Origin of the sequence: Saprospira grandis DSM 2844 (assembly GCF_000275825.1) — a bacterium.
Taxonomy (GTDB): domain Bacteria; phylum Bacteroidota; class Bacteroidia; order Chitinophagales; family Saprospiraceae; genus Saprospira; species Saprospira grandis_A.
This window is the reverse complement of the sequence record NZ_JH719942.1, coordinates 2,258,918-2,273,494: the sequence shown is the minus strand read 5'-3', so window position 1 is coordinate 2,273,494 and position 14,577 is coordinate 2,258,918. Positions and strand designations below refer to the sequence as shown.

Sequence of the window (14,577 nt, the reverse complement as noted above, 5' to 3'; positions counted from 1 at the left end):
GCGAACTAGCCCTATAAAAAAGGGATATTTTTTATATTTTTGCCCTCGCTTTAGCTCAAAGAGGGGCTAAAAGCAAACATTTTATTGAATTTATTGCCGCTGCTCAGCCGGCAATTCTCATAGAACAATTACAAAAGTTATTGAATCATGAAACGTACGTACCAACCTTCAAGACGTCGCCGAGTAAATAAGCACGGTTTCCGCAAGCGCATGAGCAGCAAAAACGGCCGTAAAGTACTAGCCCGTCGTCGCAAAAAAGGACGCAAGAGCCTAACTGTATCTGACGACTTCCAACGCGCTAAGCTCAAGTAAGCCGATCGCCAAGCTTGTATATAACTTACTCTTATACATACCACAGAACAGCTATTCGCAAAAGCGGATAGGCTGTTTTGTGTTTTTGTAGCCCTAAGCCCCCTATATGTCTGATTTTTCTTTTCCAAAAAAGGAACGACTCAAGCAGCAAAAGGCCATTCAGGCCATTTTTGCCGCTCGACAATCGCTGGGGAGCTACCCCATTCGCATCTTTTATCGCCTACAGCCCAGAGCAGAGGGGGAACCCGCTATTTTGCAGGGCGTATCGGTGGCCAAACGAAAGTTTAAAAAGGCCCCCGACCGAAATTTACTCAAAAGACGATTGCGAGAGGCTTACCGCCTAAATAAACCCCATTGGCTGGCCAGCTTGCCCAACGAAAACCTACAACTGCAAATGATGTGGGTCTATCTGGGCCATAAAGCCGAACCACTAAGCAGTATCCAAAAAGCTGCCGAAAAATCTCGCCGCCGCCTGCAGCAAAAATTGGCCGAAGAAGCAACTTTTTAAGCAAAAATGGCTTCTTTAAAAGAAAATGCTATGCGCTATCTATTTTGGCCCTTTATTCAGCTTTTTCGCTTGATTTCGGCTATACTTTCCTTTATCTTTTTACTGCTCATCCAGTTCTACCGCAAGTTTTTATCGCCTTTTTTGCCCTCTAGCTGCCGCTACCAACCCACTTGCTCGGCCTATGGCTTAGAAGCCATCAAAAAATATGGCCCCTTTAAAGGCGGCTGGATGACCATTAAGCGAATTGGCCGCTGCCATCCTTGGGGAGGACATGGACATGACCCCGTTCCTTAATGTTTTTATTTTGGGGCTGCCCCGCCCTACAGGCGGGTCGGGCTGGGTACTCCCGTTGGTCGTCGAACTGGCGCCCCTTTAGGGGCTGGTTGTCGCAGCTCGCAGGTCTGCTCGGCCCTTCGCTGGCTTCGCCAGCTCGGTCTGGCCTGCGGCCACTGCTGTCCATCCCTCAGCCGATGACGTTCTTCGCTCCTGGCTCTTTGCTAGAAAGAAATCCCCCTTTTCCCATTGTCTTACTTTTTAAGCTGATGCCTTATGCGCCTTGCTCTTTTCTTTTTCCCTTTACTTTTGATGGCTTGCTCTTCTGGCCCTTCTGCGGCCAAATATGCCAAAAAGTTTTGCGACTGCAGCCAAACCCTAGCCAAGGCCAAGATCCAAGTTGATAATGGCCGCATGGAAGCCGACTTCTATGCCGAGCTAGAAAAAGAACAGGAAGAATGTATGGGCCAAGAGAATCCCTTGAGCCAACTCAAAACCGCTGCCGATAGCCTCGCTTTTGAGCAAGCTTTTTTGCTAGAATTGGCCAAACAATGCCCCAGTACTGCCCGAAATTATGGCTATACCCTTCCCGAAACACCTGCTGCTACTCAGTAGCTTTTTTCTTTTTGGCCACTGCCAAGAGGGGCCCGCTAGCTACCGCCTGCCCGGCCAGCAATGGATGATGCCCTTTGCTAGCGTTCAAGAAGTTTTGCCCCCAGCCCTAAATGAAATTTCTGGCCTTTGCGATAATGGGCAGCAACTCATGGCCCTCAATGATGAGGAAGGCCGCCTATACCCCGCCAACTTTAATCCAGCCTTTGATGCGCTTCCCCAGCCTTGGGGACCGCCCGGCGATTATGAAGGCCTGGCCTTTTGGCCCCATCTAGGCTATTTTATTTTGCGCTCCGATGGGCGAATTTGGCAGCTTGGCCTAGAGGAAACGAAAGGGCAAGAACTCCCTTTTTCCCTACCGCCCGATATAGAATATGAGGGCCTTTGTTTTTGGCCCAAAAAGCAGCAATTGTTGGTGGCGGCCAAATCGCCGGCGGGGCTCTATCTCTTTTCGCCAAAAAATGGCGACTATCTTCCGCTCCTTGATTTGAGCCCTTTTTTGATTCATCCTTCAGCGGTGGCCCTTTCTGAAGATGAAAAGTTGCTTTATGTTTTGGCGGCCAAAGAGCAGGAGCTCTGGGTTTTTGATAGCCACAGCCTGGCTGTTTTGGGCCAATTTATTCTTCCCTCTTATGATTTAGTGCAAGCCGAAGCCTTAGTCGTTCATGGCCGGGCCAGCTTTTGGATTGGCTCCGAGGCCCAAGAAGATCGTCCGGCCCAACTTTGGCGCTATGAAGAGCTGCCCCCCTTGGCCCAATAATATCTAAAAGATTGCGCAGCAATACCGCTCTTGCTGCGGCTGTCAAGCCGCAGCATCGGCCTAGCGATGCGAAAGGGGGCGGCGAAGCCGCAGACCAAGGCCGTCAGGCCGCAGGGCCGAGCAGACCTGCGAGCCCTGAAGCGTAGCGCCGACGAGCGAAGCGAGGCGGAGGCCCCAAAACAGCAGCGAGCTATGAAGCGACAACAAGCCCTTTAGGGCGCAGTTCGACGACCGAAGGGAGTAACCGCCGCAGCTTTGCGGCGACAACAAGGTCTTTAGACCGCAGTTCGACGACTGAAAGGAGTAACGCCCCAAAAAAACAGAAAGAAAAAAGGCTATACATAAATGCCTGCAGTTTGTTTAACTTTGTGGCGCTCAAAGCTTGCCTCATTTTGTGAGAGCTTGAGCTTTTTTTGATAGACGAACCGCCAAAGGAAATGAAAATACTGTTTTGGGCCATTTTGCTATTGAGCGCACCCGGCCTAATTGCGCAGCGCATTAGCGTAGAAGATTATATTGCTAGCTATAAAAATATTGCGGTAAGAGAAATGCAGCGAACGGGGATTCCCGCTAGCATTACCTTGGCCCAAGGCATTCATGAATCGGGGGCCGGAAACAGCAATTTGGCCAAAGAAGCCAACAACCATTTTGGGATCAAATGCGCCTCGGATTGGCCCGGCGAAAAATTTTATAAATGGGATGATGAATCCATAGAGTCTTGCTTTCGGGTCTATGAAAATGCAGAGGCTTCTTTTGTGGACCATAGTGCTATTTTGACCAAAAGAAAGCGCTATGCTAGCCTTTTTGAGCTAGACAAAGAGGATTATGCCGGCTGGGCCAAGGGCCTGCGCAAGGCGGGTTATGCCACAGACCCTAAGTATCCAGATAAGCTCATTGCCACCATTGAAAAGAACCAATTGCAGCAATTTGACTTGGAAATGCAGCCTCTAACAATTAGTGATGAGCTAGACAGTACGCCCGTAGATCCTAGTATTTTTGCCACCCCCGAACCCTTTGAGCGCCAACTGCGCCGACAGCAAAAAAGTGCCCTCTTTTTGAGCTATAAAAAGGGGATTTTTCGGCAAAATAAAAGCTCTTATGTGATTGCCAAAGCAGGAGAATCGGCCCTAGAAGTGGCCAACCGCTTTGGGCTGCCCTATGCCAAATTCCTTCGGTTCAACGATCTAGTAGATGGGGATCAACTCATTGATTATCAGTATTGCTATATTCAGCCCAAAAAGAGTAGGTACCGAGAGAAAAAAGAAGAACATCTGGTCAAGAATGATGAGAGCATGTATGAAATTGCTCAATTTTATGGCCTGCCCTTAGACAAGCTCTATGAGCGCAACCTCATGCAAGAAGGGCAAGAGCCCGCCAATGGCGAATTCATTTTATTGGGCCGCAAAGCAGCGGGCCCGCCAAAAATTAGAGCCCACAAACTGCCCAATTGGGAGAATGTCAATTTGGTCCCTAACATTAGCCCCAAAGACAGCACAACAACTCCAGCCAAAGAAGAATTTAAGGCTCCAGATTTGGTCATCAACCAACCCACTTATCCCGAGCAGATTTATCAGGATTCTTTAAATACTAATACGCGCCCTGATGGTCGCGACCTGAAGATTCCAGAATTGCGCATCGATAGCCCCAAAACCGAAGTGCCCAATTTTCCAACTTTTGGCCCAGAAACAACCCAAAAAGAAGAGCCAAAAGGTAGCGGATTACCCGATCAACCCATTACAAAAATGGGCGAGCTCCCGCCCTTGCCGCCAGCGCTAGACAAGCCGCCGCTCATCAATGGCGAGTATATCCATGAGGTGCAGGCAGAAGAAACTCTCTATTCTATTGGATTAAAGTACGGCCTGCGCTGGCAAGAAATCCAAAAATTTAATAAATTGAAGTCAAACAACTTGTACAAAGGCCAAAAGCTAAAGATTCCCCTTGCCCAATAAATCCCATTTGCCATGAAAACGATTGAAATTACCACCGCCCAAAAAGTGAGTATCCAATACGAGCTTGCGCCTCTAGGCAGCCGCATATCGGCCTTTATGATTGATATGCTCGTGCTCATTGGCCTGATGATTATTCTCAATCTCATTGCTGGGCTGGTCATTGATGGAGAAGCTTATATGTACTTCACCATCCTCGTTATCCTCCCTACCCTCTTGTTTTACACCTTGGCCTCCGAGATTTTACTCAATGGCCAAACCCTAGGCAAAAGGGCCGTGGGGCTGCGCATTATCAAGCTCAATGGAGAGCCCGCCGAAGCCTTTGATTATGTGCTGCGTTGGGCCTTCCGCTTCATCGATATTTGGGGCTCGGCGGGCTCGGTGGCTAGCCTCATGATTTCGTCCTCTGGGCATAGCCAACGCATGGGCGACCTCCTATCGGGCAGTACGGTGGTGCGCACCAAAGCAAGCCGACAGTTTCGCCTTGAAGATATTCTCTCTTTGGCCAAGAAGGAAGATTATGAACCCAAATACCCCGAGGTCCTCCATCTGAGCGAGCAAGATATGCTCTTTGTCAAAAGAGTAATCGACCGCCATAAAAAGTATAAAAATGAGGCCCACAAACAGGTCATTCTAGACCTAAGCGAGCATCTGGCCCAACAACTAGAGCTGCCACTACTCAAAAACCGTCTCGACTTTCTGCGCCAACTCCTCCTCGACTATATCGTCCTGACGCGCTAAAGATTTTGCCCTTCAAAGTTGTTCTTTGAGGGGCTTTTTTGGGGCCCGCGGCCGGCTAGGCTTCGCCTAGGTCGGCCGCCGCTATGCTGCGGGGCTCACAAGTCTGTTCGGCCCTGCGCGGGCTGCGCCCGCTGGGTCTGGCCCTTCGGGCCACCCACTCCGCAGCGCTGGGCCAATAGAAAACCGCCCCGGGCCAAAACAAAATGCTTATTCCTGTTTTTATTCGCAAAGCGTTTATCTTTGTATCATGAATTTTAAGACCTTACTCCAAGCCTACCGCAAATCGGAAAAGCTAGCCGATATTTGTCAAACTCTCCAAAAAAAGGAGAACCAAAAAGTACAGCTCAAGGGACTCTACGGCTCGCAAAAAGCCTTTTTTCTCTATGCGCTCTACCTCAAAACAGAACGCCCCCTGCTCGTTCTCGCCAATGATAAGGAAGAGGCTGCCTATCTGCAGGCTGATTTGCAAAATATTAGCGAAAGAGAGGAGATTCTCTTTTTTCCCGACTCTTTCCGCCGCCCCCAAGGCTTTGATAAATTAGACCGTGCTAGCGTTCTACAAAGAACCGAGGCCGTGAGTAAGCTGCTGGATGCCAGCAGCATCCCCCCTTTTATGGTCTCTTATCCAGAAGCCATTTTTGAACAGGTGGTCGCCCCCGAACAACTGGCCGAAAATGCCATCAAAATTAAGGTGGGCGAAGATTTGGACCGCAAATTCTTGGTCGAAATCCTTACCGAATATGGCTTCAATTATGTCGATTTTGTCTACGAACCCGGCCAATATGCCCTGCGTGGCGGCATTATCGACATCTTTTCCTATGGGCATGAACTACCCTATCGACTAGAACTCTTTGATGAAGAAGTGGAAAGTATCCGCTCTTTTGACCCTAGCTCCCAACTGTCTACCAAAAAAATGGCCTTTGTCACGATTGTGCCCAATGTCAATACTCAATTTAAGAAGGAGCAGAAAACCGACCTCTTTAGTATTCTCCCCAAAGAACTACTCATTTGTGCAGAAGATGTACAGCTCCTCTTGGACCGCCTGCAAGATTGCTTCGAAAAAGCTCAGCTCCTCTCGGCCCAACTCCAAGAACAAGAACAATATGAACGCATAGAGGAAATTGGCCTGCTAGACGAACAAGCCTTTGTTTTTCCCCGCCATATTATGGACCAACTGGCCAATAAACGCTTACTAGAATTTGCCAATACTCCTTTCTACAAAAAAAGCCCAAGCTTTCGCTTTCAAGGAAGCCTGCAACCCCGCTTTGGCAAAAACTTCGAACGCCTGATTGAGCAGCTTAGAGAAAATAGCCAACAGGGCATTACTAATTGTATCTTGGCCGAAAACCCCAAGCAAATCGAACGCTTTTATAGCATCTTTGAAGATTTGCGCGCTCATGTAAAATGGCACCCCATCCAAAAAATAGTACATAAAGGCTTTGTGGACCAAGAGCTCAAGATGGCCTGCTATACCGATCATGAAATCTTTGAGCGCTTCCATAAGTATAAAACAAAAAGAGGCTTTGATCGCAATATGGCCCTCAAGATGAAGGCCATCAATGAGCTGCAACCTGGCGATTATGTCACGCATATTGACCATGGAGTGGGCAAGTTTGCCGGCCTCCAAAATATTGAGATTAACGGCAAACAACAAGAGTCGGTCAAATTGGTCTATGATGGCGGAGATATTCTCTATGTCAGCATTCAATCGCTACACAAAATCTCTAAGTATGTGGGCAAAGACGGCAAGCCGCCTTCGGTCCACAAATTAGGTAGTAATGCCTGGGCCAATACCAAGAAAAAGACCAAAAAGAAAATTAAGGCCTTGGCCTTTGACCTCATTAAGCTCTATGCCAAACGCAAATCTACCCAGGGTATTCTGTTTCCCCCCGATGGCTATTTGCAAAATGAATTAGAGGCCTCTTTTATCTATGAAGATACCCCCGATCAAGCCAAAGCGACCGAGGCCGTCAAAGAAGATATGATGAAGCCCTACCCCATGGACCGCCTCATCTGTGGCGATGTGGGCTTTGGCAAAACAGAGATTGCCGTCCGTGCTGCCTTTAAGGCGGTGGTGGCCGGCAAACAGGTGGCTATTTTGGTCCCAACCACTATTCTCGCCCTACAACATGCCCAAACCTTCAGAAAGCGATTGGGCCAATTTGATGTGCAGGTAGAGTATATCAACCGATTTAGAACGACCAAGGAGAAAAAAGAAATTTACGAGCGCCTCAAAGCAGGCAAAATTGATATCCTGATTGGCACCCATGCCATTCTCAACAAAAAGGTCCAATTTGCCGATCTCGGCTTGCTCATTATTGATGAGGAACAAAAGTTTGGGGTGGCCTCCAAAGAAAAACTCCGCAATATCAAGGTCAATGTAGATACCCTGACCCTAACCGCCACGCCCATCCCCAGAACCCTACAGTTTTCGCTCATGGCCGCCCGAGACCTCTCGGTCATCAATACGCCACCGCCCAACCGCCAGCCCATTCACACAGAGCTGCGGACCTTCAATGCGGAGCTGATTCAAGAAGCCATTGAGCAGGAAGTTAGCCGAGGCGGACAGGTTTTTTTCATTCATAACCGAGTGAAGAGCCTAGAAGATATGGCCGCTATGCTCCGCCAAATGATGCCTAATCTGGATGTGGCCGTGGCCCATGGCCAAATGGAGCCCGCCCAACTCGAAAAGCGCCTGATGAACTTTATTCAGGGCTATAATGAGGTCCTTGTTTGTACCAATATTATCGAAACGGGCCTTGATATTGCCAACGCCAATACCATTATTATCAATAATGCCCACCATTTTGGCCTCAGCGATTTGCATCAGTTGAGGGGCCGGGTGGGCCGCTCCAACAAAAAGGCCTATTGCTACCTTTTGGCCCCTCCCCTTTCGGTCCTGAGCGCCGACTCTCGCAAGCGCCTGCAAACCCTAGAGCAGTTTGCCGAATTGGGCAGCGGGATCCATATCGCTATGCGCGATCTCGATATTCGGGGAGCCGGAAATATTCTGGGCGGCGAACAAAGCGGCTTTATTGTCAATATGGGCTATGAAACCTACCAAAAGATTCTGAATGAGACCATTCAGGAGCTCAAGCAGGGCGAGTACAAGGAGCTCTTTAAAGAAGAGATGGAGAAAAAGCGGGAATTTGTCCAGGATGTCATCATTGAACTGGATGAAGAGATGCTGATCCCCTCTGATTATGTGCCCATTATCAGCGAGCGCTTGGCCCTTTACCAAAAGATGGATGAGCTAGAAAACGAGGCCGATATTAAGTCCTTTAGCGAGAAGATGATTGACCGTTTTGGCCCCTTACCCGAACAGGTCAACCAATTGTTTGAGGCCCTGCGCCTGCGTTGGATGGCCCGCTCTTTGGGCTTTGAGCGCCTGCTTTTCAAGGGCAAAAAGCTCCGTTGCTACTTTATTAGCAAGCAGGATTCTCCTTTTTATGAAAGCGATTATTTCTTGCGCATTTTGGATTATATCCAGAAACATAGCGACCACCGTTTTTTCCTCAAGCAAAGTCCCAAGCACCTCATTCTCATCTGCGAGGGTTTGCGCAATCTCCATGCGGCCAAATCTGTCTTGAAGGAGTTGGCGGAAGCGGTAGATTAGGATATTGTTTTGGGGCCTCCGCAGCAAAGCTGCGGCGGTTACTCCCTTCGGTCGTCGAACTGCGGTCTAAAGACCTTGTTGTGGCCTGCGGGCCTTCGGCCCTTTTCTGTGCCTACTACGCTCATAAAATTTATAGGAACTAAATCAGCATCCCCTCCTAGGAGGGGATTTTCTTTTTCCCTAAGGAAGGATTGGTAGAGACTGTTTAAAATTTTGTGTTTCTCCTTTTTGCTGCCTAGGGACAAGCCCCTAGGCTAGCTTTTTCAGACAGCCCTCTAAAGAGGGCCTTTGGATAAGGACCTTCTCTGCAAGAACTACTTAGCCCGTCCCTGTATGTCAACCTTTGAGGCCCTTTAGAGCTGACTCCATTTGATTAGCCTAGGGGCTTGTCCCTAGGCGACTATTGGCCAAATCCTAAGCAGCTAAAGGCCCAATTTTATTCGGATACACAAAATCCTGAACAGTCTCACTCTTTACAAATGCCATTTCACAAATTGCGAATAGCTTAGCTCGCTTTACAAATGCCGTTTCACAAATTGCGAATAGCTTAGCTCGCTTTACAAATGCCGTTTCACAAATTGCGAATAGCTTAGCTCGCTTTACAAATGCCATTTCACAAATTGCAAATAGCTTAGCTCGCTTTACAAATGCCGTTTCACAAATTGCGAATAGCTTCCCACGCTTTACAAATGCCGTTTCACAAATTGCAAATAGCTTCCCTGACTTTACAAATGCCGTTTCACAAATTGCGAATAGCTTAACTAAGCTATCCTATGGCCGAAGCAGAAAGATAAGCTTGAAAATAGCTGTTGAGCGGCCTAGCGATGCGGCGGGGTGGCCTGCAGGGCCAGACCTAGGCGGCAAAGCCGCCGCAGGGCCGAGCAGACCTGCGAGCCCCAAAGCGTAGCGCCTGCCGCAGGCAGGAGGCCCCAAAAAAAACTGCCCCCATCCAAAAAAGGATGAGGACAGCGACCGCAAAATAAAAGTCTGTACAGACTTGAGAACTACTCTTCTATTGCTTTTGGATCAATTGCTCTTGGCCATTGATACGGAGCAAATAGTGAGCTGCAGGGAAATTGCTGAGATCAAAGCTCATTTGTCCGGATGTGGGGGCATCGGCTTGAGTTTGTTCTAGCAAGAGTTGGCCCTGCATATTGTAGACCTGAAGGTGCAGGTCTTGGGTTTGGTTTTGCTCAAAGCTGACAAAGTATTGGCCCTGGCTAGGGTTAGGAAATACCTTGAACGTAGTATTGAGCAACTCTAATTGGCGAGTACTAGTGGGGCTAGAAATAATGGCCTCACTAAGGTTAGTGATTACGGGCGCATTAAAGTCAAAGTAGATCGCCGCCTTGTTGGGAATTACAGCGCCTAGGGGGAGATTCGGGTCTCTATTGATGCTATAGTTGATAAAACCATGGCTGCCAGGCTCATCGCTATCGGCATCTGCAAGATTGATATTATTGAAAGTAAAGACGAGGATATTTCCGTTTTCGACCGTCATTGTAGCGGGATGAGAGAACTGCAAATTAGTTAGGCTACTCACATCAAAGCTAGCATCTAGGGTATCGCGGACCACCACGGTATAGGCGGGGGCAGTACCTAGATTTTGGAAATGGATGGTGTAATCCAAAACCTCATCTTGAGTAAAGATTTCGGCTTGTCCGCGGGGGTCGCCAGAGCGAGTTGGGCGAAGAACGATCTCGTTGGGATCCCAAGAGCCTACAACAATCAGGCTGTCTACATCTGTATTATTAGCGGGAGTAGCATCGCCAGAGATGGGGGTAATGGCTACGCTATTGGCGACTTGATTACCTAGGGCCACCGTAGTGGGTGTGCTTAGGTAAATGCGGATAAGTCCACATTCTCCAGCGCCCAAGTTATTGGCGGTAAAGGTAATATTGTTATTCACGGCATCATGAGAAGTGATAGAGGCATTGCTATAGCTATAATAGCTAGCATTATTGTAGTTAGGGTTTATGGCTGTAAAGTTAAACTCTAGTTGGCTATCATAATCTACAGTGATGGTTGCATTTTGGGTAGTATTTCCATCATTGCAGTAGTAGACATAAGTATAGAGGTCAAAACCGGGGGTAGAAGTACTATAGTGGACCAAATTCACACGAAGATCATTCACTGGGGGATGCGTGACCACAAAGTCGTTTCCACCATAATAGCCTCCTACATTAGCGGCATTGACTGAAATATTGGCGGCGGGGCAGAGTTGGCTGCTTACGCCATCGGGTAGCAGCTCTACGGTATAGTTTCCGGTTTGCATTACGGTAAACTGATAGTAGCCGTATTGGTTAGTTGTTGTGATAATTCCGGCGGGTTGTAGGCGAACAAGGCGGAAAGCCTCGGCAGTACCTTGGGTACAAGTTGCGCCAGTGGTATTATCGGTTACTCGTCCAGCGATCATGATGGCACAGCTAGAATCTTGGTCGAGGAAGAAAGTACGGGCAGTTTGGCAGCTATCGTCGGTAATCGTTACGGTATAGACTCCAGAAGCGAGGTTATTCAAGTTGGGGCCAGTGGCGCCAATACTCCAAACAAACTGAGGATTGCTAAAGCCGCTGGGGTTTAGGGCAATAGCGCCTAGAGAATCGACACAGTTGGCGGGCGTGATAGTAGGGTTGATCGTTCCGCTACCATTTAGGATTAGGCTATCTAGATAAACCGAGCAGCCAGAGCTATCATAAACATAGACAGAGTAGAAACCTGGGGCGAGGTTGCTTTGATCTTCTTGCCAGCCGTTATTTACATTATTGGACCAATTATACATGTACATGCCATCGCCTCCGCTTACGGTCAAATCAATGGCGCCATCATTTTGGCCACAAGAGGCATCGTTAATGGTATAGCCTACTTGCATAGGCGCTTGGCTATTGACTTGTACTGAGCTTACGGCTATACAGCCATTGGCATCTGTTACGGTTAGGCTATACAGGCCTGCTCCATTTATGGCATAAGCATCATGCACATTATTTTGTGTGGTGACGGTGAGTCCGGTACTCCAACTATAGGTATAAGGGGCGGCGCCATTCCATACATAAGCAGAAAGTGTATCGGCGGGACAACCTTGGCTGTAGGTATAGACCTGCATATTACAAACGGGTTGCTGATTACAATTAGTCGTATCTACGTAATAGTTAGTAGAAGCGGTACAGCCTGTAGCATCGGTTACCGTGACCATATAGTTCATTCCTGCAACCAGGTTACTAATGCTTGTTGATGTTTGTCCATTAGACCAAGCATAGCTATAAGGAGATGTTCCGCCAGAAGGCATAGCATGCACCCAGTTAGCGGGGCAGCCAAGGCTATCGTCTCGCATAAAGATAGAGATACTACAGGGCGGTTGTTGATTACAAAGGGTATCAATATAATAGTTAGTCGTATCGGCACAACCATTGGCATCAACAACAGCTAGGCTATAGTTTTGAGCAGCGGCTAGGTTAGAGATAGAGCTAGTTGTGGCTCCATTGCTCCAATAATAAGAATAAGGGGCAGTACCTGCAGAGGCGCTAGCAAAAAGTGTATTTACGGGGCAGCTGGCGGTATCGGGAAAAATTGTTGCCTGAGGGCCATTGCCTCCGCCTACCGTATAGGTTTGGCTTTCGTAGCATTGTGTGGTGCTATCATAGGCTTGGATGGTATAGCTTCCGGCAGGAACATTAGCGAGTGTCATGCCTGAGCCCAGATACTGCCAGTTGGCATTGTACCAACGTAGGTCGTAGGGTCCAGAGCCCGAGACTGCCAGTTGAATTTGGCCATTGTTGTTTCCACAACTAGCGTCTACAATACTAGTAGCGCTTAGGCTAAAGGTATTCACCACAATTGTGTCTGTAGTTGTACAACCATTAGCATCTTGCACCATTACGCTATAGATCCCCAAACTAGGGGTAGCAATAGAAGCCGTGGTGGCGCCTGTATTCCAGAGATAGCTGTAAGGAGCTGTTCCGCCATAGGCGTAGGCCTGAACAAATTGAGCGGGACAAGTAGAGCTATCGGGATAAACATCTGCCTGAAAGTTGCCGCATTGGGCCATAAGCTCTCCGCTGCCCAAAAAGGCCAACAGAAAACTTAAACGGAGATAAAATATTTTCCAATTCATAATCTAAATGATTTAAGGGGGAGATAATGCGCTTATTGGCTTTTCATATTTTCAAAGAACGGCCTTTGGGGCTAGATAGCGAAATAGCTTTTCGGATATTTGTCAATATTTATTTTTATCAAGGTCCATTTTAATGGGTTTTAGGACCAATTTTGTCAATTTTTTATTTTCATTATTTTTTTGGGGCTGCCCCTTCCGCGAGGTTAAAACCCAGCGCAAAGCGGTATCGCTTTGCGAAGCGATACAAAATGAGGGTTAAAACCCTCATGAATTATCGGTCGGGTCGGGCTGTTCTGGGCTCGCAGGTCTGCTCGGCCCTTCACAAAATTCGCTACGCTCATTTTGTTTGGTCTGGCCCTGCGGGCCACCCTCTACATCCCTCAGCCTGCGGGCCTTCGGCCCTGCTAGATGCAGAAGGGGCCAAAAAAAATCCCTCAGGAAAAACTCCTGAGGGATGTATCATAAAGGCAAGCGTTTTTTTTTAATACGGGTCATTATTTCGCTCATCTTCTTTTTTGCGTCGCCAATCTTCTCGGCGGCTTTCTTGGGCGGCATCATCTCGGTCGTAGGCATGAATAATTTCCTTAACGAGACGGTGGCGGACCACATCGCTGGCATCCAGATAAAGCTGGCCAATCCCGTCTACGCCTTTAAGGATGCGTAGGGCTCGGATAAGGCCCGACTGTTGTTTTCTGGGCAAGTCAACTTGAGAGAGGTCGCCGGTAATGATACATTTTGCATTGGGCCCCAAGCGGGTCAAGAACATTTTGATCTGCATTTCTGTGGTATTTTGGGCTTCATCCAAAATCACGAAGGCATCATCTAGGGTGCGGCCACGCATAAAGGCGAGAGGGGCCACCTCAATAATGCGGTTTTGCATAAAGTAATTGAGCTTATCGGGCAGAATCATATCATCTAGGGCATCGTAGAGGGGGCGTAGATAAGGGTCGATCTTATCTTTGAGGTCGCCGGGTAAAAAGCCTAGATTTTCGCCAGCTTCTACAGCGGGCCGGGTGAGAATAATTTTTTTGACGATATTTTGCTTGAGGGCGCGCACGGCCATAGCCACAGCCGTATAGGTTTTTCCGGTTCCGGCTGGCCCGATCGCAAAGACTAGGTCGTTAATATCGGCTAGTTCGACTAATTTCTTTTGGTTGCGGGTACGCGGGCTAATGGGTTTTCCAGAGCGGCCATATACAATTGCATTGCGATTGACCTTACGCAATTTGCTTTCGAAGGGGTTTTCTCCTTTGAGCATATCTTTAATTGCCTGAGGGTGCAGCTCGCCTAATTGCTGGAGCATTTTGACCATCAGCTCTAGTTTATGTTTTACCTCTTGCACCCTTTGTTTTTCTCCGCTAATGCGGACGGTATTGCCTCGGGGCGTAATTTTCAGGTCTGGATAGCTGGCTTGCAGCAAAGCGAGTTTGCTATCGTTTTGTCCGTAAAAATCAATCAGCTCTACATTTTCGAGGATGAATAGGATTTCGCTAGTTGCCATGATAAATTATTGGTTAGTGAAGGGCTCCAGTTGTTGAGAAGTGGAGACGCACAAACTTACAATTTTTGGGGCATCTTTGTTCCCTGCCTTTTAAAAAAAGAAGTTTGGGCTCTTTATTTGGGGTTTTACAGGGCCGAAGGCCCGCAGGCCTAGCGATGTGCAGGGGTGGCCTGCAGGGCCAGACCAAGCTGGCGAAGCCT

10 protein-coding genes are annotated in these 14,577 nt (G+C 48.2%); 8 read left to right on the top strand and 2 right to left on the bottom strand.

Annotation, left to right across the window (positions count from 1 at the left end; translation table 11 throughout):
- The first annotated feature begins 147 nt into the window (after positions 1 to 147).
- The 8 genes from rpmH (at position 148) to mfd (ending at position 8,768) form a co-directional block, all read left to right on the top strand.
- The gene (rpmH, locus tag SAPGRDRAFT_RS20745) at positions 148 to 312 is read left to right on the top strand and encodes a 50S ribosomal protein L34 (RefSeq protein WP_002659234.1); all 165 of its coding nucleotides are present in this window, start codon (positions 148 to 150) and stop codon (positions 310 to 312) included.
- 106 nt (positions 313 to 418) lie between these two features.
- Positions 419 to 820 (top strand): ribonuclease P protein component, encoded by a 402-nt coding sequence (locus SAPGRDRAFT_RS10410; protein ID WP_002659233.1) that lies wholly within the window; start codon positions 419 to 421, stop codon positions 818 to 820.
- A 30-nt stretch (positions 821 to 850) separates the two neighbouring features.
- Positions 851 to 1,114, top strand: a complete 264-nt coding sequence (yidD, locus tag SAPGRDRAFT_RS10405; protein WP_002659232.1) for a membrane protein insertion efficiency factor YidD — start codon at positions 851 to 853, stop codon at positions 1,112 to 1,114.
- 255 nt (positions 1,115 to 1,369) lie between these two features.
- Positions 1,370 to 1,708 carry a hypothetical protein gene (locus SAPGRDRAFT_RS10400; protein WP_002659231.1) on the top strand — a complete coding sequence of 113 codons (339 nt, stop codon included), beginning with the start codon at positions 1,370 to 1,372 and terminating at the stop codon, positions 1,706 to 1,708.
- The gene (locus tag SAPGRDRAFT_RS10395) at positions 1,668 to 2,465 is read left to right on the top strand and encodes a hypothetical protein (protein ID WP_002659230.1); all 798 of its coding nucleotides are present in this window, start codon (positions 1,668 to 1,670) and stop codon (positions 2,463 to 2,465) included. The genes SAPGRDRAFT_RS10400 and SAPGRDRAFT_RS10395 overlap by 41 nt, the downstream gene beginning before the upstream one ends.
- A gap of 437 nt (positions 2,466 to 2,902) precedes the next feature.
- The gene (locus SAPGRDRAFT_RS19860; RefSeq protein ID WP_002659228.1) at positions 2,903 to 4,414 is read left to right on the top strand and encodes a glucosaminidase domain-containing protein; all 1,512 of its coding nucleotides are present in this window, start codon (positions 2,903 to 2,905) and stop codon (positions 4,412 to 4,414) included.
- Between the two features lie 12 nt (positions 4,415 to 4,426).
- Complete coding sequence (locus tag SAPGRDRAFT_RS10380) at positions 4,427 to 5,152, top strand: RDD family protein (RefSeq protein ID WP_002659227.1); 726 nt, start codon at positions 4,427 to 4,429, stop codon at positions 5,150 to 5,152.
- Between the two features lie 247 nt (positions 5,153 to 5,399).
- Positions 5,400 to 8,768 carry a transcription-repair coupling factor gene (mfd, locus tag SAPGRDRAFT_RS10375; RefSeq protein WP_002659226.1) on the top strand — a complete coding sequence of 1,123 codons (3,369 nt, stop codon included), beginning with the start codon at positions 5,400 to 5,402 and terminating at the stop codon, positions 8,766 to 8,768.
- A 1,012-nt stretch (positions 8,769 to 9,780) separates the two neighbouring features.
- Here the strand turns inward: mfd and SAPGRDRAFT_RS10360 are convergent.
- A complete protein-coding gene (locus SAPGRDRAFT_RS10360; protein ID WP_002659225.1) occupies positions 9,781 to 12,876 on the bottom strand; it encodes a DUF7619 domain-containing protein in 3,096 nt (1,031 codons plus the stop codon).
- 481 nt (positions 12,877 to 13,357) lie between these two features.
- Positions 13,358 to 14,377, bottom strand: coding sequence for a PhoH family protein (locus SAPGRDRAFT_RS10350; protein WP_002659223.1), 1,020 nt, complete (start codon positions 14,375 to 14,377; stop codon positions 13,358 to 13,360).
- Positions 14,378 to 14,577: the final 200 nt, after the last annotated feature.

Bases quoted from the DNA above. Each gene is read 5' to 3' on its own strand.
- rpmH (WP_002659234.1), top strand. From the start codon at position 148: ATGAAACGTACGTACCAACCTTCAAGACGTCGCCGAGTAAATAAGCAC.
- SAPGRDRAFT_RS10410 (WP_002659233.1), top strand. From the start codon at position 419: ATGTCTGATTTTTCTTTTCCAAAAAAGGAACGACTCAAGCAGCAAAAG.
- yidD (WP_002659232.1), top strand. From the start codon at position 851: ATGCGCTATCTATTTTGGCCCTTTATTCAGCTTTTTCGCTTGATTTCG.
- SAPGRDRAFT_RS10400 (WP_002659231.1), top strand. From the start codon at position 1,370: ATGCGCCTTGCTCTTTTCTTTTTCCCTTTACTTTTGATGGCTTGCTCT.
- SAPGRDRAFT_RS10395 (WP_002659230.1), top strand. From the start codon at position 1,668: ATGGCTATACCCTTCCCGAAACACCTGCTGCTACTCAGTAGCTTTTTT.
- SAPGRDRAFT_RS19860 (WP_002659228.1), top strand. From the start codon at position 2,903: ATGAAAATACTGTTTTGGGCCATTTTGCTATTGAGCGCACCCGGCCTA.
- SAPGRDRAFT_RS10380 (WP_002659227.1), top strand. From the start codon at position 4,427: ATGAAAACGATTGAAATTACCACCGCCCAAAAAGTGAGTATCCAATAC.
- mfd (WP_002659226.1), top strand. From the start codon at position 5,400: ATGAATTTTAAGACCTTACTCCAAGCCTACCGCAAATCGGAAAAGCTA.
- SAPGRDRAFT_RS10360 (WP_002659225.1), bottom strand. From the start codon at position 12,876: ATGAATTGGAAAATATTTTATCTCCGTTTAAGTTTTCTGTTGGCCTTT.
- SAPGRDRAFT_RS10350 (WP_002659223.1), bottom strand. From the start codon at position 14,377: ATGGCAACTAGCGAAATCCTATTCATCCTCGAAAATGTAGAGCTGATT.